The 22,718-nt window shown below is 58.2% G+C and carries 20 protein-coding genes; all 20 read left to right on the top strand.

The window, feature by feature from the left end; translation table 11 throughout:
* Positions 1–140: 140 nt before the first annotated feature.
* The gene (locus ACFFSY_RS13990) at positions 141–4,529 is read left to right on the top strand and encodes an Ig-like domain-containing protein (RefSeq protein ID WP_377494883.1); all 4,389 of its coding nucleotides are present in this window, start codon (positions 141–143) and stop codon (positions 4,527–4,529) included.
* 170 nt (positions 4,530–4,699) lie between these two features.
* Complete coding sequence (locus ACFFSY_RS13995; protein WP_377494885.1) at positions 4,700–7,399, top strand: stalk domain-containing protein; 2,700 nt, start codon at positions 4,700–4,702, stop codon at positions 7,397–7,399.
* A 73-nt stretch (positions 7,400–7,472) separates the two neighbouring features.
* Positions 7,473–8,633: a sensor histidine kinase gene (locus ACFFSY_RS14000; protein WP_377494887.1), complete on the top strand. Its 1,161-nt coding sequence runs from the start codon at positions 7,473–7,475 to the stop codon at positions 8,631–8,633.
* A 3-nt stretch (positions 8,634–8,636) separates the two neighbouring features.
* Positions 8,637–9,368: a response regulator gene (locus tag ACFFSY_RS14005; RefSeq protein WP_377494889.1), complete on the top strand. Its 732-nt coding sequence runs from the start codon at positions 8,637–8,639 to the stop codon at positions 9,366–9,368.
* A gap of 339 nt (positions 9,369–9,707) precedes the next feature.
* Positions 9,708–10,361 carry an RNA polymerase sigma factor gene (locus ACFFSY_RS14010; protein ID WP_377494891.1) on the top strand — a complete coding sequence of 218 codons (654 nt, stop codon included), beginning with the start codon at positions 9,708–9,710 and terminating at the stop codon, positions 10,359–10,361.
* Positions 10,358–10,918, top strand: coding sequence for a zf-HC2 domain-containing protein (locus tag ACFFSY_RS14015; RefSeq protein ID WP_377494893.1), 561 nt, complete (start codon positions 10,358–10,360; stop codon positions 10,916–10,918). The genes ACFFSY_RS14010 and ACFFSY_RS14015 overlap by 4 nt, the downstream gene beginning before the upstream one ends.
* A 50-nt stretch (positions 10,919–10,968) precedes the next feature.
* Positions 10,969–12,210 carry a hypothetical protein gene (locus tag ACFFSY_RS14020; RefSeq protein ID WP_377494895.1) on the top strand — a complete coding sequence of 414 codons (1,242 nt, stop codon included), beginning with the start codon at positions 10,969–10,971 and terminating at the stop codon, positions 12,208–12,210.
* Positions 12,211–12,232: 22 nt separating this feature from the next.
* Entirely contained in the window at positions 12,233–12,595 is a 363-nt protein-coding gene (locus ACFFSY_RS14025) for a FlxA-like family protein (protein WP_377494897.1), read from the top strand.
* Positions 12,596–12,792: 197 nt separating this feature from the next.
* Positions 12,793–13,353, top strand: coding sequence for a hypothetical protein (locus ACFFSY_RS14030; protein WP_377494899.1), 561 nt, complete (start codon positions 12,793–12,795; stop codon positions 13,351–13,353).
* A 96-nt stretch (positions 13,354–13,449) separates the two neighbouring features.
* The gene (locus tag ACFFSY_RS14035; RefSeq protein WP_377494901.1) at positions 13,450–16,179 is read left to right on the top strand and encodes an ATP-dependent helicase ComFA; all 2,730 of its coding nucleotides are present in this window, start codon (positions 13,450–13,452) and stop codon (positions 16,177–16,179) included.
* Entirely contained in the window at positions 16,176–17,072 is an 897-nt protein-coding gene (locus ACFFSY_RS14040) for a ComFC family protein (protein ID WP_377494903.1), read from the top strand. The genes ACFFSY_RS14035 and ACFFSY_RS14040 overlap by 4 nt, the downstream gene beginning before the upstream one ends.
* Before the next feature lie 96 nt (positions 17,073–17,168).
* On the top strand, positions 17,169–17,561 hold the full coding sequence (locus ACFFSY_RS14045) for a TIGR03826 family flagellar region protein (protein WP_377494905.1): 393 nt from the start codon (positions 17,169–17,171) through the stop codon (positions 17,559–17,561).
* A 114-nt stretch (positions 17,562–17,675) separates the two neighbouring features.
* Positions 17,676–17,942, top strand: coding sequence for a flagellar biosynthesis anti-sigma factor FlgM (gene flgM, locus ACFFSY_RS14050; protein WP_377494907.1), 267 nt, complete (start codon positions 17,676–17,678; stop codon positions 17,940–17,942).
* A gap of 39 nt (positions 17,943–17,981) precedes the next feature.
* Entirely contained in the window at positions 17,982–18,485 is a 504-nt protein-coding gene (locus ACFFSY_RS14055; protein ID WP_377494910.1) for a flagellar protein FlgN, read from the top strand.
* A 44-nt stretch (positions 18,486–18,529) separates the two neighbouring features.
* Positions 18,530–20,086, top strand: a complete 1,557-nt coding sequence (gene flgK / locus ACFFSY_RS14060; protein WP_377494912.1) for a flagellar hook-associated protein FlgK — start codon at positions 18,530–18,532, stop codon at positions 20,084–20,086.
* A gap of 33 nt (positions 20,087–20,119) precedes the next feature.
* Positions 20,120–21,073: a flagellar hook-associated protein FlgL gene (gene flgL / locus ACFFSY_RS14065; RefSeq protein WP_377494914.1), complete on the top strand. Its 954-nt coding sequence runs from the start codon at positions 20,120–20,122 to the stop codon at positions 21,071–21,073.
* 33 nt (positions 21,074–21,106) lie between these two features.
* Positions 21,107–21,652 carry a DUF6470 family protein gene (locus tag ACFFSY_RS14070; RefSeq protein ID WP_377494969.1) on the top strand — a complete coding sequence of 182 codons (546 nt, stop codon included), beginning with the start codon at positions 21,107–21,109 and terminating at the stop codon, positions 21,650–21,652.
* A gap of 90 nt (positions 21,653–21,742) precedes the next feature.
* A complete protein-coding gene (locus ACFFSY_RS14075; RefSeq protein WP_377494916.1) occupies positions 21,743–22,204 on the top strand; it encodes a flagellar assembly protein FliW in 462 nt (153 codons plus the stop codon).
* Positions 22,204–22,434, top strand: a complete 231-nt coding sequence (gene csrA, locus ACFFSY_RS14080; protein WP_377494918.1) for a carbon storage regulator CsrA — start codon at positions 22,204–22,206, stop codon at positions 22,432–22,434. Before ACFFSY_RS14075 ends, csrA begins: the two co-directional genes overlap by 1 nt.
* A gap of 71 nt (positions 22,435–22,505) precedes the next feature.
* Positions 22,506–22,718 (top strand): hypothetical protein (locus tag ACFFSY_RS14085; protein ID WP_377494920.1); only part of this gene is annotated, 213 nt, incomplete at its 3' end.

The raw sequence follows: 22,718 nt of genomic DNA on the forward strand, positions 1-22,718 counted from the left end.
AGAACCGCACCTTTCCGGGTGCGGTTTTTTTATGACTTTTTATCTGTACAAGATGTTATTTTCTGGTCCTATCTTCACTTTTGAGTATGCAAGACCGACAAATATAGTACATAGGTTATAGATTGGGGAGTGAAAAGACGTTGAGACGCAAATGGATCGTATATGTTCTGTTCGCAGCACTATTAATCCAAACCGGATTGGCCGGCCATAATTACGACATCGCTTACGCAGATACCGTCGGCCCCCAAATCTTGGTGAAGTCGCCGACGAACGCGGCAACAAATGTACCCGCGAACGCCAATCTGGTCCTGACGTTCGATCAGAGCGTCAAGAAAGGACCAGATGCCTCGAAGATTGGGATTTATGAGATGGACAGCACCGTGTTCGCCGAGTATACGGTCGCTTCCAGCAAAATCACCATCAATCCGTCGAATCCGACGATTGTGACGATTGCGCTGCCGGATTCCAAGAACTTTGATTTAGGCAAGAGCTATTATGTCAACATCGCGGAAGGCGCGTTCGTTAGCGTTTCGACGAATGCCAACTTTGCCGGTATTAACAATACGTCCGGCTGGAACTTCTCCGTGACGACGAGCACGGCGGATACGCAAGCGCCTGTGCTTGCTTCCTCATCGGCCCTCTCGCCGGCGAATAACGCGTCGAACGTGGCCGTGAATTCGCAGCTGGCTATTGAATTCAACGAGAAAGTCTATACGAATAGCGGCTTCATCACGCTTTACAATCGCGACAATAGCAGCGACACGCGCATGATCCCGGTGACCTCGGGCGGCGTGTCCGGGAGCGGCACTACGTCGATTCGGATCGCGCTGCCATCCAACTTGAGAACGAATAAGGTGTATCAAGTTGAGGTGCCGAGCACGGCTTTCGTAGACGATTCCGGCAACGCCTTCGCAGGAATTGCACGAAGCAATTGGGTGTTCACAACGACGCCGCCTCCTATAGGCACACCGTCACTTTCGCCTGTGGACAATGCGTATGCGGTAAACATTCGCGCGTCGCTAACGATGACGTTCCCGAAGCGGCTAGCCCGCAATACAGGGAGCATCTCGATTTACCGAATCGCCGATAATGTGCTGGTGCAGAGCTTCAACGTGGCGTCCGGCAGCGAGGTGCAGATGGCCGTGAACTCGTCGACGAACGAGACGACGGTGACGGTTCAACCGTCCTCGCCGCTTGGCGCAAACATCGGCTACTATGTATTGGTGGATGCCGGAGCGTTCAAGGACAGCGCCAACGCCGCGCTTCTGTATGAAGGCATACTGGATGCGGCGGAGTGGAATTTCTCGACGGGGTACGGGGATGATACGACCGCGCCAGTGCTCGTCACGAAGGTGCCTGCCGACACGTCGGCCACGACGGCTTCGACGCTGGAGCTGACGTTCAACGAGCCGGTATTCCAAGGCAACGGGAACATCGTGATCAAATCGGCGCCGAATGGCACGGTTATCGCATCCATTCCGGTCACCGATGCGAAAGTAAGCGGAGGCGGAACGACGAAAATCGTCGTGTCGCCGGGCGTAACGCTTGTCGACGGCACAACTTATTATGTGCAAATCGGCTCCCAAGCTTTCCGTGATGCCAGCGGCAATAATTATGCGGGGATGCTGAGCACGGACACGACGACATGGCGATTCATCGTCAGCAACGACAAAGTAAAGCCGACGGTCGTGACGATGTCGCCTGCGAACGGCGTATCGACGGTTCCGACAACGGGCGGATCGTTCAGCGTTATTTTCAGTGAGCCGATCAAGGTGCTTAATGCGAACGGCGTCAGCTTCAAAAAATCATCGACGTCCTCGACTTCTGCGATGATGGCCGTGGACGCGGACAACAACCGGAAGCTCAACATTACGCCAGATCCGTTATCGACCAATACGAATTACTACGTGGAGATCGCGGCCAACGCGATTTCGGATATGACAGGGAATATGTTTGACGGCATTCTGAACACCTATCAATGGGCGTTTAAGACATCTTCTGCGACGGGAGCGCCGACGATTACATCGGTGGCCATGTCCGGAAGCAGTCGCATCGCGTTGACGTATAATCAGATGCTCGACGCGACGTCTATACCGTCGGCGGGCGCGTTCTACGTCACGGTGAACGGGACGTACCGGGCGGTGACCGCAGTCCAAATTACGGACGCGACCGTGTATCTGACGCTGCAAAGCGCCGTCGTGAACGGACAAGAAATTCGTCTGTATTATACGGCTCCCATCGCGCTGGACGCTGGCGCGGTGCGCAGTTTGTCGTCAGGGATCAAGGCGGCCAGCATCTCGAGCCAGTCCGTGACCAACACGCCGGATACGACGGTGCCAAGACCCCTCAGCGGGACAGTGGCGGGCAATCTCATTACGATGACGTTCAACGAGGAATTAAGCGCAATCACCAATTCGAGCTCGACGGCGGCTCAGTTTTATGCTTACGTCAATGGCGGCTATCGCAGCATCTCCAGTATCGCCGGTACGGGATCGATGATTACGATGCTGCTGAGCGGCTCGGAAGTTAGCGTGGGTCAAACTGTAACGCTGTATTTTACGAAAGGTGCCTACCCATTGACCGACTTGTCAGGCAATCCGGTGGCATCCTTCACGGGCTTCCAGATTGTGAATGGCGTGGATACGACCATACCGCAGCTATTGACCGTCACCGTGACGGGCAACAAGTTGACGCTGACGTATAACGAAGCGTTGAATACCACTGCCAAACCGTCCAACAGCGCTTATGCGGTGCAGGTTGACGGGGTAGCGCGCAGCGTGAGCGCAGTTACCGTGAGCGGCTACCAAGTGGATTTGACGTTGGGTTCGGCGGTAGCGAGCGGCCAGACCATCCGCGTTAGCTATACACGTCAGACGCCATATTTGACGGACTTGGCGGGCAACCCGGCCGATTCGTTCAGCAACGCGGGCATTACGAACGCGGGAGCGACCATGAACGTCAATGGCGCGATCGCGAAAGGCAGTACGGTTACGTTGAATTTCTCCGATTACTTGAATCAGAGCATCGTGCCGCTTATATCGCAGTTCACGGTCAAATCCAATAACAATGCGCGTCCAATCGCGTCGGTGCAAGTAAGCGGCGCTTCGGTGGTATTGACGCTGGCGACCCCGGTTGCCATCAGCGATACCGTGAAAGTCAGTTACTCGACCAGCGGTGGCACGATGTTGCGCTCCTCAGGCGGCGTGAATGCGGAGAGCTTCACCGACTTATCGGCCGCGAATCAGACGACGTGGTCGGACGACCCGACGAGCGATTTCGAGACGGTGACCGGAGCTGGCATCGGCCTGAAGAAGCAGGTCGCATCCACGATGCCGGACACGACGCCAGGCGGGAAGAGCGTCAATCGTTATACGATTCCCGAGAGCAAAGTGAAGGCGGCGTTCGATACGATTAACGGCATCGGCGGGGAACCGCGCTTGGTCTTTACAGTACCGTCGACGGAAGCGGGCGCAAGCGTCGCGTTCCCGTTGTCATCGCTGAAGACGGCGCTGGATAAATATCCGAAGGCCAAGGTGGTCGTAAACTATAAGAACGCCAGTTACGAAATGCCGCTCGATCAGCTGAAGTTGGGCAACTCATCAAGCCCGTCCGGTTCGCTGCTCCTGACAATCGATTCGGGCTCGAACAGCTTGACCGATCCGCTCACGACGGCGATCAGCGCGGCAGGCTCCAAGCTGATCGGCGATCCGGTGAACATGGAGACGTTCATCGTGAACACCGGCGGCGCAACCAAAATGAGCAGCTTCGACGGTTATGTCAAACGTTCGATTACGGTCGACCAAACGCTGGAGACGCGTCAGACGACCGTGGTCTGGTACGATCCGGAGGTCGGCAAGATCTCGTATGCGCCAACGCACGTCGAGACGGCCAACGGCAAATCAGTCGTGACTTTCCAACGGAAAGGCAATAGCGCCTATGCGATCATCAAAGGCAACGTGGTCTACTCAGACTTGGGCGCGCATTGGGCACGTAACGATATTTTGCTCATGGCAAACAAGTATATCTTGGATGGCCGGACGCCGACGACGTTCGAACCGAAGAAAGCCATTACGCGCGCGGAATTCGCGACCTTTATCTCCAAGGGCTTGGGACTCTCCGGCGACAAGAACGCGGCCGCGAAATTCCAGGACCTCAATTCCGGACATCCCGCGATGGCCTATATCGGAGCTGCGGCCAAGGCGGGCATCATCCAAGGCATGACGGACGGCAGCTTCAAGCCGAACAGCCCGGTGACCCGCGAGCAAATGGCATCCATGATGGTGCGGGCGGCCGAGTATGTAGGCAATAAAATAGATCTGTCCCAGAATGCCGCTACGATGCTGAAGCGCTTCAAGGACAGCGCCAAAGTCGGCACGTGGGCACAGGTGGACGTGGCCAAAGCCGTTCAAATGGGCGTCATCAACGGCATGTCGAACGGTAACTTTGGCGCCAAGTCGAATGCGACGCGCGCGGAAGCGGCCGTCATGATCGAGCGTCTGCTCAATCTAAACGGGTTGATGGATACGTAATCCACAAATTTACATGCACGTCTTCAAGCTATCTTTCCTTCCCTAAGGAGAGATAGCTTTTTCTTTTCAATCGCACCTTCGTCGATAGGAGGTTTCTATCAACCGTAACTTTTCTACTAGTTTCGGAGTCTATAACAGATAGATTTCGAGATGGGAGAGTTGCAACCAACATGACGAAGCTTACGAATCAGCGGGGAACCGTTCGCATACAACAGCCAACGAAGAAACGGACAAGCGCGACGATCGTCGCGGTAGCCTTAGGAACCGCGCTGCTGCTGCAGCCTGTCGCGCTGCTGATGCCGCCCGCGTATAGCGTGGCGGCCGCGGCGACAACGGCGCAGGCGCTTAAGAAGCAAAGCGAAGAGATGATCACCTCCGGCGCGAAGCTGATCCATTATCAATGGACGCAAGGGGATGGCGAGGTTTCGAAGGTCCATGTCATTGAAGTCGATTTGACTAATCCGTACGTCAAGCTGGACGTCATGAACGGCAAGACGGGTGCGATTACGGGTAAGAGCTCGGTCGGCAATATGGTGAAATCGACTGGCGCGGTGGCAGGGGTCAACGCAGACTTCTTCGATACGTCCTCCGCGGCGAAGGGCAATCCGATGGGCGCGCAGGTGACGGGCGGGACGCTGCTGACGAGTACGTCGCAGTTGAACGGGATGTACGCGTTCGCGGTGACGGCCGACCGCAAGCCGATGGTGGATCTCTTCACGTTCCAAGGTGCGATCACAGCGGCGGACGGCGCGACGTTCCCGTTGTCGGGCCTTAACAAAGGCGCGTACCGGACGGACCCGAACATGGGCTACAGTCACGTGAACGCGGCGCATATCTATACGAGCGCCTGGACGGCGGCGCGGCCGAGCGCGGCGGAATCGGCGGCTACGCCGACGGAGGTGCTCGTTGTAGACAACATGGTGCAGGAGATCGCCGTCAACGGCATGATCCCGGGCACGCCGCCCGCGAACGGCTATATTTTGCGCACGCACGGCACGGCGGCCAAATTCGTAACGGAACATTTGACGGTCGGTTCGACGGTAAGCGCCAACTATTCGCTCGTAGCGTCTTCGACAGGTCAGCCAGTCGACGCGGCTTCGCTGCAGATGCTTGTCGGCGGCCATACGATACTAGTCGATCAAGGCAAAACAACGTCGTTCTCGCGCGATATTACGGGCGTGAGCGGATCGTCCGAAGTGTCGCGAACGGCGGTAGGCTATTCGCAGGACGGCACGAAGGTGTTCTTGATCACCGTGGAAGCCGCGGGAGAGAGCGAAGGCATGACGCTCAAGGAGCTGCAGACGATGATGGTGCAGCTGGGCGTATGGAAAGGCATTAACCTCGACGGCGGCGGCTCGACGACGATGATCAGCCGCCCGCTGGGCAATACGGAGACGACGCTTGCGCATGAGACGCAGAACGGCTCCCAGCGCGCAGTGGCGAGCGGACTTGGCGTGTATACGATGGCGCCGGCCGGCCAGCTGCGCGGATTGTCGGCGAGCGGCAGCACGGTGCTGTTCGTCGGCCAGCAGGCTTCGTATTCGCTGAAAGGCTACGACACCTACTACAACCCGATCGATGCCGGTTCGGTCGCGGCGACGTGGACGGACGCGCAAGGGTTGGGCACATTCAGCGGCAGCGCGTACACGGCGAAGAAGGCGGGCAAGACGACGATCAAGGCGATCTCCGGCGGCATTAGCGACAAGCTCGAGATCGAGGTCATCGGCGGGCAGCAAATCGCGGAGATGGAAATCGCAGCCGGCGCGCCGGTGCTCGAAGCGGGCAAATCCTTCGAGGTGCCGGTCAAAGCCGTGCTGGCGGACGGCCGCAAGGTGACGATTCCGGCTGCGTCGGTGAAATGGGAGCTTAGCGGATTCACGGGCAGCGTGAAGGATGGCGTGCTTACGGTTCAAAGTCCAGGGGCGGGCGCAACGACCGGCTACGCGATCGCAAGGTACGACGGGTTCTCGGCTATGCTCGTGCTGACGGCGGGCGCCAACAAGAAATTCGAAGATTTCGAAGCGGCAACCTACCCAATTACGTTCCAAGGCACGAATGCTGTAACGGGAACCGTAGCGCTGGTGAGCGATGTGCCGGAGCAGACGTCGGCCAAGTCGCTTCAGTTGGACTATGACTTCTCGCAAGTCGCATCGGGCACCAAAGCGGCGTATGCGGTTCTGAACGGTTCGGGCCGGCAAGTGGAAGGCAAGCCGTCGAGCATGACCGTCGATGTGTATGGCGACGGCAGCTTGAACTGGCTGCGCGCTGAATTCGTCGACGCGGCTGGCAAGGCGTATCCGGTCACCTTAGCGGACAAAATCTCATTCACTGGCTGGAAGCAGCTGAAGGCGGATCTGCCGGCCGGCGTCGCGTATCCGGTCAAGCTGAAACGGCTCTACGTCGCTTCGCTTCAGGAGGATCAAGACGAGCGGGCGCTGACGGGCCAGGTCGTGTTCGACAACATCGGGTTCCAATACCCGGCATCGGTTGAAACCAAAGCGAGCCCGTCGATCCAGTTGAAGCTGGGCTCCAAATCGGCTTCGATCGGCGGGCAGGCGACGAAGCTCGACGTGGCGCCGATCGCGCTGGACGGCACGACATATCTGCCGCTGCGGTTCGTCGCGGACGCGATGGGCGCAAAGATTAACTGGGACGGCACGCTGAAGCGCGTCACCGTGCTGCGCGGAGATCGCTTGCTGGAGATGTGGCTCGGCCAATCCTCGTTCCTACTGAATGGCAAACGGGCAGAAGCCGAGGTCGCGCCGATCTCGCGCGGCGGCCGTACGCTCGTGCCGATTCGCCTCGTGTCGGAGCAGCTTGGCCTGAAAGTGGGCTGGGATCCAAAAACAGGGGGAATCACCGTCGAATAAATGGACGGTTACTGGCCATTCTGTGGTATGATAAGGGCAGAATGCGTGACATAGAAAGCGAGCCGATGCAGACGTGGACTATCGCATTAACGATATCGACCGTGTAATCAAGAATGCGGTTAATGTGATGGAAGAAAGCAAATACCAAGTGTATGAAATATGCGAATCGGCGCGCAAGGAGCTGTTCTCGCTCAGTCAGGAGCTGACGGATATTCTGGCGGAGACGGCCGAGATAATCGACAAAGTCGACAAGCTCGAGATCGACTATCGCCGAGCGCGCGTCCGGCTGACGGAGGTCAGCCGGGATTTCGTCCGCTATAAAGAAGAGGATATCAAGAGCGCTTACGAGAAAGCGACCCAGCTGCAGCTCGACTTGATGGTGTTCCGCGAGAAGGAATCGTATTTGCGGGCGCGCCGGGACGAGCTGCAGAAGCGGGTACGCAACATTGAGCAATCCATCGAGCGCGCGGAGACCATTGCATCACAAATTAATGTAGTCCTGGAATATTTATCCGGAGACTTGAATAATGTGACGCGCATTCTGGAATCCGCCAAAAATCGACAGCTCATTGGGATGAAAATCATACTCGCCCAGGAAGAAGAGCGCAAGCGTATTGCGCGCGAGATACACGATGGTCCCGCCCAATCGATGGCGCATCTAGTGCTTAGGACGGAAATTGCGGAAAGAATGCTGCACAAGCAGGAATTTCAAATTGTCCAGGAAGAATTAGTAGAATTGAAAAAACAAGTGCGCTCCGGTATCGAGGAGATTCGCAAAATTATTTTCAACCTGCGTCCAATGGCCTTGGATGATCTCGGACTGGTGCCGACGCTGCGCAAATACGTTCAGGATTTCGAGGAGAAGTCGAAGATTCGGACGATCTTCGAGACCATCGGCAAGGAGATCCGGCTGCCCTCCGCCATGGAGGCCGGTATTTACCGGATGGTACAGGAAGCGTTCAGCAACGCCTACAAGCATGCCAACCCTTCTTTCGTTGCATTGGAGATCACCTACCAGGCGCAGATGGTGAAAATCGTCGTCCGCGACAATGGCGTCGGATTCCGTGTCGACCAAGTCGAAACCCGGACCAAGGACAGCGCGCATTTTGGCCTCATCGGTTTGAGGGAGCGGGTTGAACTGGTTGAGGGGAGGCTGGAAATCGAATCGGCGATTAACGAAGGGACGAAGATTACGATCCATATCCCGATCAATGCGGAGGAAAGAAAGGAGTAATAGATGATGGAAGCTCAACCAACGAATGGCAAACGTAAAATCAAAATATTGATCGCTGACGACCATCAGTTGTTCCGCGAGGGCTTAAAGCGCATTCTCAATATGGAGGACGATCTGGAGGTAATCGGGGAGTGTAACGACGGCATTCAAGTGCTGGAGTTCTGCAATCTGAACAAGCCAGAGGTCGTGTTGATGGATATCAACATGCCGATCGAGAACGGGGTTATCGCGACAGAGCGGCTCCGCGATATTTTTCCCGACGTCAAAGTTATTATTCTGTCCATCCATGACGACGAAAGCTACGTATTCGAGACGCTGCGCAAAGGCGCGTCCGGCTATCTGCTGAAGGACATGGAGGCGGAAGCGCTCGTGAACGCGATCCGTTCGGTGGTAAGCGGTCATGCGTACATTCATCCGAAAGTAACGGGTAAGCTGATCAACCAGCTTCGCCGTATGACATATTTGGACGAGATCGGATCCGTATCCGGCGCAGCCGCAACACGCGAGGCTGGCGTGAAATTCATCCCGAGCGAGAACAACCCGCTGACACGCCGCGAAGCAGAAGTGCTTCGTCTGATGGCGGAAGGCAAGAGCAATAAGATGATCGGCGAGTTTTTGTTCATCAGCGAGAAGACCGTCAAGAACCACGTCAGCAGCATTTTGCAGAAGATGGAAGTCGATGACCGTACGCAAGCCGTCATCAATTCCATTAAATTCGGTTGGGTCGAATTATAATCGCATAAGACGACTACTTGAGACCTTCGCATGCCAGCGGAGGTCTTTTTGGTGTGCAATTGAGCCGCCGCCGTGCCCTTAAAGGTTATTACCTCCAAAAAAAGTTGCGAAACAGGCAGGGGTAAGAGCGGCGGGCTTCGTCTTATATAGAGAAGGCGAATTGGCGTGGAACGTTAGGGAGAGGAGGGGAACGAGATTGCGGGGCAGCGTAAGGAAATCGAGCTGAAAGAGGAACGTGCGGCAGCGGCCCACCATCCGCCATGGGCGCGATCGGCGGGCGCGGATCCGAACGCGGCGCGCGGTACGGACGAGCGTGAGCACGGCGCGGAACCGGACGAGGTGCGTGGTAGTTACGAGCGGGAGGACGAAGGCGGCGATGAGGCGATTGTAGCTCGCGTGCTGGCCGGCGATCGGGAAGCGTTCCGGCTGCTGGCGGTTCGCCATCGCCAGCAGTTGTACGCGCTCGCGTGGGGCGTGCTGCGGCACCCGAAAGACGCGGAGGACGCGCTGCAAGAGGCGCTGGTGCGCATGTATCTCTCCCTCCCACAATATAAGGGGAAAAGCTTCAAGGCATGGTCCGCCCGGATCGCGGTTAATTGCGCGATCGATCTGCGGCGCAAACGAGAGCGGGAATCCAAGGCGGCGGCTTCGCCCGAGTTAGGCAGGCGAGCGGACATGTCGGCCAGACCACCCGAGATGGGGCGGGATACGGACGAATCAGGCGGTGCGTCTCCTGAAGGCGCCTATTGGAGCGGATGCGCGCCCCCGGCGGAGACGGAGGCGCTGGCGCGCGAACGGAAGCAGCAGGTGCATGACATGGTGGACACCATGCCTGAAGGATATGGGGCGGTCGTGCGCGCTTATTATTTCGAGGAGAAGAACCAGCGTCAAATCGCGGAAGAAGCGTCGCTGGAGGTCAAGAGCGTGGAGTCTCGCCTATACCGGGCGAAGCAATGGCTGCGCAAACGATGGAAGGAGGAGGATTTCACATGATGCATCCGGCGCAGGAACGATGGCGGCGTTACGCCGCGGATGAGATGGACGACGCGGAGCGTCTCGAGCTCGACGACCATTTGGCGGGATGCGAGGCGTGCCTGCTCACGTACATGGAGGCGGCGGGCGGCATTGCGGAGTGGGACGCGGAGCGGGCGGACCGCTTGACGGAAGCGGTTATGACGGCTGTCGCAGGTAGGACGCATGGCGGTACGCGACTGGACACGGACTGGGCTTCGGGCATCGGAGCTGGACCCGGGTGGTCACACAAGGAGGACGCCGAGGCGGCGGACCGCGCACAGAACGAAGAGGCAGGACGCGGCAGAGGCCGAAGAATCGCCTGGGATGCAAGGCGCAAACGGACGCTGCTCCATTATGCCATTGCCGTGTGCATTATGCTGCTCATGATGTCAACAGGCGTGTTCGACCGGTTGGCGGCGCAGCCGGAGCAATGGAAGGCGGGGCGTCAGCAGGAACAGGGCGGCTCGCTGAGCGATACTCTCATGGCCAAGACGTCGATGGTGCTCGATAAAGTGCTCGATGGCGAGCGGCCATAAGCGGAATTGCCGCGTGAGAAGAAGCGCGAATACATAAAGGAGATGGAAGAATGGTACGTAATCCGATTATTATCTTGCTGCTCGGCCTCGTGCCGGGTCTTGGCCATTGGGCGGCGGACAGGAAGGGGCGAGGATTCATCTATGCGCTGCTCGTATTCGGCGTCGCGGCATTCGGGTTTTTGCTCGGTGTGGCGCACGAGACGGAAATGCTCGCGATGGCGCTATTCGTCGCTTTTCTATTCTGGCTTGTGAATATGGCGGACTTGGTTATCTATCTACTGCGTTACCCCAACGGCAAGCCGGCACCGGAGCATGTCGAAATCCATCCGGCGTATGGTCCTCAGCCTTACCCGGGTTATGGGGGGATGGGTTACGCGGCCGCGGACCGGTCAGCGCCGCCGCCGCCTTCGGCCTTCGATGGCAGCGCCGGAGTCTCAGGCTCCATACCGGGGCAGTCTCCTGGCACAGGTGCGTACGGTCCTCATGCACCTTACGGCATACCCGTCCGGCGGGATGATGCGGGCGAGCGGTTTCTCACGATTCTGTTGTCCTTCATTCCGGGTTTGGGACACTTGAGCCTCGGCTTGATGCAGCGCGGATTGACCTTCATGATGGGCTTTTTCGGACTGCTGACGATGATTCTGTTCGTCGCGGCGCTCTCAAGTGAGGAAGGGTTCCTCGTGTTTCTCGGCGTGCTGCCGATCATTTGGCTGTATGGCTTGTTCGATGCGATCCGCATGGTGCAGCGTAAGCAAGCGGGAGAGCCGCTGCTCGACCGCTCCATTATGGAGGATTGGGACGACCATCGCGCGGGCGGACGCCGAAGCCGGCTGTTCGCGACGGTGCTGTCCATTTTGCCGGGAGCCGGTCACATGTACTTGGGGCTTCAGAGCAGAGGGCTGCAGTTGATGGCAGGGTTCCTGCTGTCGATCTATTTGCTCGATACGCTGGAGCTGTCGCTGTTCCTCTTCCTCGTGCCGATCCTGTGGTGCTACGCGTTCTTCGATTCGCTGCAAATTCAGTCCCGGTACGCGCTGGACGGATTCGTGCCGGATGTGCCGATCGTTAGCGGCTTAATGCACCAGCGACGGTGGCTGGGCCTCGCGCTCATCGCCATGGGCTTGTATTATGTGGGCGACCGTCTGCTGCTGGATGTGTTCAATCAATTCGGTCTGCGAAATTATGCGGAGCTGCGCTATTATTTCAAAACCGCGCTTACGGCGCTTCTTCTGCTCGGGGCCGGGGCGAAGCTCCTGCTCGGCGGCAAGGAGAAGGAAGAGCTCGCGCAGTAAGGATGACATCCGCCTGGAAGAGGTGACGAACGGTACGTTCCTGGGCACGTTTTGGAAGACGAGCTCTTCCAGCACGACCTCGACCAGTTCGAGCACTTCGAATAGCATTTCCGAGCTGGAGAAATCGAAGACGGTGCTTCAGCAGAGCTTGAACAAGGAGATGCAAAGCAAGGACGACGAGAAAACGAAGCAGCAGAAAGTCCAGCAGATTCAAGCGCAAATCCAGCAGCTCGATGCACAGATCGTGCGGTTGAAGACGGAAGAGATCAAGAAAGCGACCGAGCAAGCAAGCACAGGCAGCAAGCAGGCTCCGGCGCAGGCTGTACCGGCCACGAACGTGGCAGCGGCGGCTGGCATAGGCGAGAACCTCGACATTCGCGTGTAAGGTGTGGGATCGGATAGGGTGGAAGGTGGAATGAACCGTTCGGGCTGGTGTCCCGGGCGGTTTTTTCTTTCAACCGGGCAGAGGACCGATCGGCCCCCGCTTGAACAGGGGAGTTCTGCCTATCTGCGGACTTGTCTCTTTCATCTGTAACCCCTGGGCGGGGCGGTGCATAAACTGGCATAAAGGAGGTGGCCGCCATGATCGAAATTTTGCTGTGGGTGATCGGTTGCTATGTAGTGGCGGCGGCCCTCGTGCATGCGGCATTCCAGCTCAGGAGGAAACCGAAGGCGGAGCATTATGTTTTGCTGGCGGGCAATGAGCAGCACCGGATGGAATGGTATATGCGCGGGCTGCGCCGCTATTCGCACCGAAGCGGGAAAGAGGTGCAGGTGACGATCATCGACCGGGGCTCGGAGGACGATACCGTTCGAATCGCGAGCCTGTTCGCGAAGAAAGGTATGGATGTGCAGTTGGCGGACGGGAGGAAATTCGAAGGAAGCTTCCAACCTGCGAATCAGGAGCGCGCGAAGGCATTACCGGCGGAAGAGGGCGAGCGAGCGGGTCGGAATATCCCGAAATGGAAGCGTTTGCTGACGGTGCGGAGTCGCCGCTCCGATCAACCGACTGTAAAGGCAGAGACGGTCGAGCCGACGCATTTGATGTGGATGCTGCAGGCAGAAGGAATTATTACGGAGCCGGACCATGCGGTGCTTGTCGATTTGCGCGAACCGGCGGACTGGTCGAAACTGCCGCAATAGCACATTGCCGCTCGGGCGGAGGCAGGTTATAATGAATGGCAAATAGGAAGACGGACGAGTGAAGCACACCCGTATGCCGCGTAAAGCGGCTGCAGGGTGTGCTTTTTTTGTTGTCCGGCTTTAGGCGGAGGGGGAAGTCGAATGAAGGTCGTGCTGTATGCACTGTTGGGGCAGGAGGGAAGCTCGTGCCGCTGGACGCTCGATTCCGAGGTGGACCGCTGGTATTGGCTAAGTCCAGGTGGAGAACGTCTCCGGGAGGAACAAGGTTTGAACGGGGAGGGTGGGCGAACGGAGCGCCGCCCAGGGGGAGAGCACCTAGGTATGGGACAAGCTGGTCGAGCGAGCGAGTATGGCGATAGGTATAAAGCGGCAGCAGCCCATAAGAAGCGCAAGATTCTGGCATGGAATGAGCCGCTGCCGCTTGGAGCGGCGATCGATGCGGCGGACCGGTGGCAGCGGCTGGCGGGCAAGACGATGGACGAGGCGGCCGGGGAAGCGCTGCTGCGCCGCTGCGTGCGAGATGCGATGGAAGCGGAGGGAGGCGAGTCCAATAGGCGTGAAGGGGCCAAAGCGGGGGTCTCGGGAGCAGTGCGGATGTGGGTGCCCCTGGAGGATGACGATGGGCGCGATGGAGAGGCCCGCTTAGTGCGGGAGAGAACCTTGGCCCTCCAGCCGGCCGCATCAGGCGCTGCGTCCGACAAGGCGTGGCGCCAGACCGCCGCATTCGCCGCGCTGGGCAGGCAGGCGCGCCGCGACGCGGAGCAGCTCCTCGGCCGCGCCTTGCACATACCCGAGGCGCTTGCGCTGCTTGGCGTCGCCGAGTGGCGCGAGCTCGCGCCGCGGCTTCAGCTCGCCGCGCTGCTCGGCCTTGCGCGCCTGGAGGCGGCGGTCGCACCGGCGCCGCCTGACGGGCGCTGGCGGCTCCGCGCGGCCAGCGCCAAGCCCCGGCCTCGCCGCTGCCTCAGATGCGGCAGCGGCGAGGCGCGCTTGAGGCGCACGCCCTGCGCGGCATGCGGGCGCCGCGCGTGCGCCTACTGCGAGGCGTGCCTCGCCATGGGCCGCAGCCGCGAATGCGGGCTGCTTATCCTCGGCACGCCGCCAAGCCCGAGCGCGGCGTCGCCCCTCGCCGCACCGAAGCGCCCCATGGCGGCCAGGCTCGCGCCATGGAACCTGAGCCCGGCTCAGCAGGCGGCCGCGGCCGCCGCGCTTCGCTGCATCGAAGGCGCGCCGCCGGAGGCGAAGCGGCGCGCCCTGCCGGCGGAGCGGCTCCGTGAAGCGTGGCGCCGCCTCGCCGGTCGGTTCGCGGCGGCGCTGGCGCCACAGGCGACTCCCCGGCGGATGATCCCGTTATCCGCCCCCACTAGGCCAGCTGATGCTCCAGCACGCTTCCTCCCTCAGCGCCAGTTTCTCCTCTGGGCCGTCACGGGAGCCGGGAAGACCGAGATGATCTTCCCGCTTGTCGCCGCGGCGCTCGAGCGGGGCGGCCGCGCGCTGATCGCGACGCCGCGGCGCGACGTCGTGCTGGAGCTGGACCCGCGCATTCGCCGCGCTTTCCCGGCGGAGCGGGTCGTCACACTGTACGGAGGCAGTCCGCAGCGCTGGGAGAGCGGCGGGATCACCCTTGCCACGACGCATCAGTTGTTCCGGTTCCGGGAAGCCTTCGACCTCGTGATCGTCGACGAGATAGATGCTTTCCCTTACCACGGAGATCCCCAGCTGCATTATGCGGCGAGCCATTCCATGGCGCCAGATGGCACGACCGTGCTGCTGTCTGCCACGCCGCCGGCCAAGCTGCGCGCGATGGCCAGGCGCGGGAGCCTGCCGCATGCGCGCGTTCCGGTGCGCTTCCACGGGCACCCGCTGCCGGAGCCGGTCATGCTGCGCATACCGACGGTCGACCGTCTGCTGAACCAGCTTCGGTTCCCACCGACCTTGCGGCGGGCGCTGCAGGCGTCGCTGGACAGAGGCGCCCAGCTGTTCGTGTTCGTGCAGCGTATTCGCCACGTAGAGCCGCTCGTTGCGCGGCTCCGCCGCGAATTCAAGGCGGTAGCGATCGACGGCACGTCCTCGAAGGACGAGGCGCGGACCGATAAAGTCCAGCGTTTTCGGGATGGCGACATACGTCTGCTCGTGACGACGACCATCCTCGAGCGCGGCGTGACGATTCCGCGGAGCGACGTCTTCATCCTGGACGCGGATGGACGACTGTTCGACGACGCGTCGCTCATTCAGATGGCGGGGAGAGCGGGGCGGTCGCTCCATGACCCTGCGGGACGCGTGTACTTCTGCGCCGCCGCGTTCAACAACGCGCAGCGCAGCGCGACGAAGGAGATCCGGGCCATGAACCGGATCGCGGCGAAGCGGGGTTACTTGAAGGCGAGCGGTGCCGGGAAGCGCGCTCTCTGGGCTCCCTCGAGCTCCTCGAGCTCCACGGTCTCTGCGGTCCCATCGAGCTCCTCGGTATCCTCGATCTCTTCGGTCCCATCGAGCTCCTCGGTATCCTCGATCTCATCGGTTGCATCGAGCTCCACGGGCTCTTCGGTCTCCGCGGTCACATCGAGCTCCTCGGTCTCCGCGATCTCCGGGGTCTCCGCCGTCGCATCGAGCTCCACAGGCTCTTCGGTCTCCGCGGTCACATCGAGCTCCACGGCCTCTTCGGTCATCTCGGTCTCTTCAGCCCTTTTGGCTCGCCCTTACCCTTCAACTCCCCCGGCCTCTTCGGTCCCGGCAGCGCCCTCGGCTCCGTCGTCGCAGCCTGCTCAACACGCGCTGCGGCCGCTGGGAGCGCTCCCGAACGCCGGTCGCGGCGCGGAGACCAGATCATGAGCGCCGCGGGACTGGTCGTCCGGTCGCTAGAGGCGCTCCGCGGTGCCGTCATGAACGGCTGTTCCGGCGCGCTCGCCATGCTCTCGCCCGCAAGCCAAGCCTGTCCGGTGTGCGGTCATGCCTTCCGAAGCGCGGGCAAGGCGTCGTTCGCCGGTTTGTGTCCCGCTTGCACGGAAGCCATCCCTTGGATACGCGGAGTGACGTGTCCGGTCTGCGGCAGGCCGGAGCGCTGCGGCGATTGCCTGCGCAGAACCGCCGCTAGCTTCGTAGCCAGCCGAAGCGCCGTGCGTTACGATGAGTCCGTCCGAAGCTGGCTCGCGTTGTACAAGTACCGGGGGCATGAAGCGCTGCTTCCGGTACTAGGCGAGATGATGGCGGCAGCAGGTCTGCTTTTCCTTGCCGAACGTCGCGCAATATACGCGCATTTTGGGTACGACGCGCTCGTTCCTGTGCCACTGAGCGAGGAGAGGCTGGCGGAGCGGGGATTCAATCAAGCGGAGCAGCTGGCGTCTTACGTGGGCGGGCGGCTCGCGATTCCGGTCATCGAGGCGCTGCGCCGCACGCGGAACAGCGGCAAGCAGAGTTTCATCTCCCGCCGCGAGCGGATGAAGAATACGCAGGGACTCTTCGCGGCAGAAGAATCGCGGCTGCCGGAGCTTCTCCGCTCGCGCCTTGCGCGGAACGCCAACCAATCGTTCGCGGCGTTCCGCGCAAGGCGCCGACGACAGGCCGCTTCTCCCGCCCAAAGTCCGCTCCGTCTGCTGCTAATCGACGACGTCTATACGACCGGGAGCACCATCGACGCATGCGCTGCCGCGCTGGCCGGGGCCTTGCGGCAGCTGGATCCGGAGGCGCGCGTCGAGATTTATGCGTTGACGCTGGCTCGTTCCTGAATGTACCACGTGCTCGGGTATATCAATTTATGATGTATTTTGTCGATACAACTGATAGAATAACCATATCTGCATCCTAGGGGAGGAGGCATGGACATGAACATTGCGAATTGTCCGCGCTGTGGCAAACTATTTACCAAGAACTTTAGAGACGTATGTCCGAACTGCATCAAGGAAATCGACCAAGAGTATTCGTTGTGCGCCGAGCATCTTCGTCAGAATAAAGGCATTACGACGCACGAGCTCTCCGACGCGACCGGCGTTTCCGTTAAGCAAATTACGAAATTCATCCGTGAAGGCCGCATTTCGATCATCGGCTCGCCTAACCTTGGTTATCCGTGCGAAGTGTGCTCGAGCATGATCCGCGAGGGGAACATGTGTCAAGACTGCCGGACGCGTCTGATCAAGGATGTCGGACAGATGAACGAGCAAATCAAAGCCGATGCGCAGAAGAGCTCGGGGGCTGGTATCTACCGCACCAAAAGTTAAATTTAAACAATGCTCGAAATCATATAAATTTTCTTGTAAAATTGCCGATAATATCTGTATACAACAGATAAATCGGCTTTTTTATTTGGCTGTTTCCACTATGGAGGGATTTCCATGAAGATTAACGATATGCGCCGCGTTAGCGGAGTCAACCCTTATCAGAAGCAAAACGAAGCGCGCGCGACCGGGAACACGGAGCGCAAGCAGCAGAAGGATGAAGTCAAGTTCTCAGCGGAGGCGATGGAGATGCTCTCTACGAGCCGTTCGAACGACGCTGAACGTACGCAGCGCATTCAAGAGCTCAAAGCGCAAGTGGCTTCGGGCACGTACCATGTCGATGCCGGCAAGCTGGCCGACAAAGTATTGCCATTTATCCGATAACGTCTGACAACCGATACAAGGGAAGGGGCCGTTGCCAATATGCAAGAGGTCGTCAAAGATATCGTACACGTTCTGCAGGGATTGATCGAGGTGCACGAGCAGCTGATTGCGCTTGGGAAAGAGAAGCAGCAGGTGATCGGAGCCGGCGATACGAACGGCTTGTCTCGCGTGACGAGCCAGGAGAAGAAGCAGCTGCAGACGCTGGTCGACCTGGAGCAGCAGCGAAGCAACCTCGTTCGGGATTATTTCAAACAGACTGGTCTCGTCGTCGTGCGCAAGTTCAAGATGGAGCATCTGATTCAAGCCGTCTATAGCGCGGAAGAGAAGAAGGTGCTGATCGAGACCAGCGACACGCTGCGCAGGCTGATCGACAAGTTGAAGGAATTGAACGATTTCAATCAGCAGCTATTGCGCATGCAGCTCAACTATGTGGACTACTCGCTGGATCTGCTGATTGGACCTGTCGAAGAAGAAGTGACGTATCACCGCGCCTTGCAGGCGAACGGTCATAGTCGTTTAAATAAATACGATACAAAGGCATAAAGCGAGCGTTTTGTACAACCTCTTAAACGAAGGAGAGTGCCAAGTTGACCTCAACATTTCATGGGCTGGAGACCGCACGAAGAAGCTTATTTGCGCAGCAGGCCGCGCTGAATACGACTGGACATAACATTGGCAACGCGAATACGGAAGGCTACACGCGCCAGACCGTGAACCTAACCGCTTCCAAACCAATGGAAGCCTTCGGGCTGCAGCGTTCGACCGCCGCCGGCCAGATCGGCACCGGGGTGGAATACACCTCGATTACCCGTATCCGCGAGAAGTTCCTCGACGATCAGTTCCGAAACGAGAATAAGTCGCTTGGCAACTACGAGATTCAGCAGGACGTGCTGGAGAAGCTGGAGAAAATCATGAACGAGCCGTCCGATACCGGTATCCGCACGGTCATGTCCAACTTCTATGACGCCTGGTCGGACCTTAGCAAGACGCCGGAGAGCGCCGACGGCCGCAAGATCGTCCGGGAGAAGGCGCTTGCGCTGACCGACGCCTTCAATCAGACGGCGAAGCAGCTGAACGACCTGAAAGGCGACATTTCGGAGAACATTTCGATCCGCGTCGATCAGGCCAACGCGTACCTGAACAATATTGCGGAGCTGAACAGCAGCATCCAGAAGATCGAAGCGCTCGGCAACGATGCCAACGATCTTCGCGACCAGCGCGATTTGATGACGGACAAGCTGTCCAAAATCATGAATATCACGGTGAGTCATGCCTCGAACGGGTATCGCATCGCAATGGGAGGCAACGAGCTGCTGAACGGCTCGACGGTGTCGCCGCTGTCCGCCGAGACGGTCGCGACGGCATACGCTTCCGGCGATTTGAACAGCGGCGAGCTGTACGGCATGGTGGAATCCCGGGATAAGTTCGTGCAGGGGTATATTTCGGATTTGGATAACATGGTGAATTCGATCGCCAATGGCGAGGTAGAGGTAACAATTCCGAAGGGGTCGGTCCTGCCGGAAGGCACGACGCTGAACAATGTGACGTATACGGGGGCGAACCGGACGTTGACCGCGGATCTGACCGTGAAAGTCAACGGGTTGAACGGACTGCACCAACTGGGCTACAACTTCACGTCCAACTCCACCGGGGTTGCGTTCTTCACGAAAGCGGACGGCACGACGGCAGGCTTGACGGCCGAGAGCTTGCGGCTCAATCCGGAAATCGAAGCCAACGCGAATAAGATCGCGACGTCGATGCGCGTGTCCATCGGGGCGAGCAGCGACACGGTTATTATGGGCAACAACTCGATGGCCGTACTGTTCTCCCAAATGCGGGATGGCCAATTCAACTTCGGTAACGCGACGGACGCGGACCTGAATACGGGCGATGCTTATTTCCGTTCGGTGGTCGGCCAATTGGGCGTACAAGCCGAGGAAGCCAATCGCCGATTGGCGAACCAGCAATCGCTTGTCGACCAAGTCGAGTCGAACCGCCAATCGGTAAGCGGGGTTTCGCTGGACGAAGAAATGTCCAATCTGATCAAGTTCCAGCATGCGTACAACGCGGCTGCCCGTAACATGACCACGATGGACGAGATGCTGGACAAGATCATCAACGGTATGGGCCGCGTAGGCCTCTAATTCTTAAATCCTAGATCACGGAGGTAATTAGCGATGTCATTACGTGTCACCCAATCGATGATGAACGCCCGTCTCCTTAGTAATATAACCGGAAATATGAATCGTATGAATACGCTGCAGGATCAACTTTCTTCCGGCAAGAAAATCAACAAACCATCGGATGATCCGGTGGGGCTGACGTTTGCGATGCGCTACCGCAGCGAGCTGCAATCCAATGAGCAGTACGAGCGCAATGTCGGCTCGGCCACATCGTTGCTGGAGCATACCGATACGACCATGGGCGAAGCTACAGAGGTGCTTCAGCGTGTTCGCGAGCTCATGGTACAGGGCGCAAGCGATACTTTATCGCATGACGGCCGTATTGCCATCAGCACCGAGCTGAAGCAGCTTCACAGCCAGATGATTGAAATCGGAAACAGCCAGTTTAATGGGAAGTATATGTTCAATGGCGAACAAACCTTGTCTGCCCCTTATCCGAAAGTTACGATCGACGAGGCCGCAAGCACGACGCCTACGCCGGCAATGGCTCAGAATGTTACCAGCGATGCTGGACAAATTAAATATGAGCTGTCTCCAGGCATGGTCATGGCCGTGAACGTGACCGGGGATGAATTTTTCGGCCCGGCCGTGGCACCTGGTCAAGAGGGGACCAGCGATAACGTATTTAACGTCATTAGCCAGGCGGTTAAAGCGCTGGAGTCTGACGATACGGCAGCGGTGTCGAGTATGCTGGGCAGAGTTGACACGCGCATGAGCACCATGCTGGAGAAGCGCTCGGAGGTAGGGGCACGCATGAACCGTGTCGAGCTAATCACGTCGCGCCTTCAGGATAATGGCATCAATCTGCAGACCGTTCAAGCGAAGGCAGAGGATGCCGACATGTCCGAAGTGATTACGAACTTGAAGATGGAGGAGAACGTTTATCAGGCCTCCTTATCAGCCGGAGCCCAAATTATCCGGCCAAGCCTTGTCGACTTCTTGAGATAGAGGTGAACCAACCTGCGCATCCCTCAGATTCAAATTCATCAAGAGATGGCGCTGATCGGCATGCAGACTACGCCTGCCAAACAGGAGATTGAGCAGCCGGGCGCAACCATCGATATGAGACAGATTAATGCCAAGCTCGATATACAACAGCCTTCGGGCAAGCTGGAGATCGACCAGTCGCGAGCCCGGGATGCGCTTGCGCTTGGGAACAATCTGGAGACCATGAAGCGCATTTATGCCAAGGCGTCCGAACTTGCGCTTCAAGGCATATCGCGCATTGTGGAGAAGGGGAATCAGATGGCGGCCATTCATCAAGGGGGGAACCCCATCGCGGAAGCAGCGAAGGACTGGCGCCGCACATTCCCGGAATTTGCCTTCGAAGGACCGGCTTCGATGGATAATGTAGACATCCAGTATACAGCCAGCAAACCTGTTATCGAGGTGCAGCTTGGCGGCGTTGAGTATAACGTAACGCCGAACAGGCCGATTCACAACTATACGCCGGGGAAGACGGATATTTATTTGCGCCAGCGTAACAGTTTGGAAATCACGCCTCCGCAGCTGGATATCCCGTTATAAGCAGAGAATGAAGCTATAGGCAGCAACGCATTATTTTTGCGGAACGCTGCCTATGGTTTTTTGTTATATATCTGATTGGAGGAATGTACGATGCAGGTAGCTGCCAAACGTTTAGGTAATGTGAAAGTGACAGGATCGAGGGAGCTTGCCTTTGATCAGGGACTGCCGGGCTTTGAGGATCATCTCCGGTTTGCGCTGCTTGATCTAGAGATCGATCTGCCCATCAAACTTCTTCAATCACTTAGCGACCCGGACATTTCGTTGCTCGTCGGCGATCCGTTTTATTTCTATCCCGATTACGAATGGGAGCTGCCCGAACATATCCAACAGGAACTTCATATTTCCGACGTTTCTGACGTCGAAATATGGTCCGTCATTATTCTGCCGGCCGTGGCGAGCGAATCGACGATTAACCTCCTTGCGCCTATCATTATGAACCGTACGAAGCTAAGCGCACGTCAGATCATTCTGCATGGCAGCAGCTATAGTAACCGTCACCCGCTCATGCGTCCCGAAGGCGGTGCTGGTAACCAAGGACAGGGGGAATCGTAATGCTTGTATTGGCACGCAAGAAAGGCGAGTCCATCATGATTAACGGGAACATCGAGGTCGTTGTCGTCAGCGTAGAAGGAGATAACGTCAAGCTGGGGATCCGGGCTCCGAAGGAAATCGAGGTCTATCGCAAGGAGATCTACCTGAACATCCAGGCATCGAACAAAGAAGCCTCGCAGGGCGTAGCCTCGCTTCAGCAATTAACCGACTTGCTGAGGGGTTCCGAATAGCCGCCCAGTCGACCGGACTGGCAATAGTGAAGACAAACCTCTGATGCGATAGTCAGGGGTTTTTCTATTATTTGGGCGTCTTCGAAGCTCCAAAGGCTATAAACAAATCTATCAAGAGGCCGATATATATAATAAGCAAGGGCGCGAGACACTCGGCACTCTGGCTGACATCCAACAAGGTCCGCAAGGAAGCGGGCTTTCAACTTCCAAGGAGGAAACACATCATGATTATCAACCACAACATTGCAGCACTGAACACGCACCGTCAGCTGTCGGTCAACACG

The organism is Paenibacillus aurantiacus, assembly GCF_042431225.1.
GTDB lineage: Bacteria > Bacillota > Bacilli > Paenibacillales > Paenibacillaceae > Paenibacillus_Z > Paenibacillus_Z aurantiacus.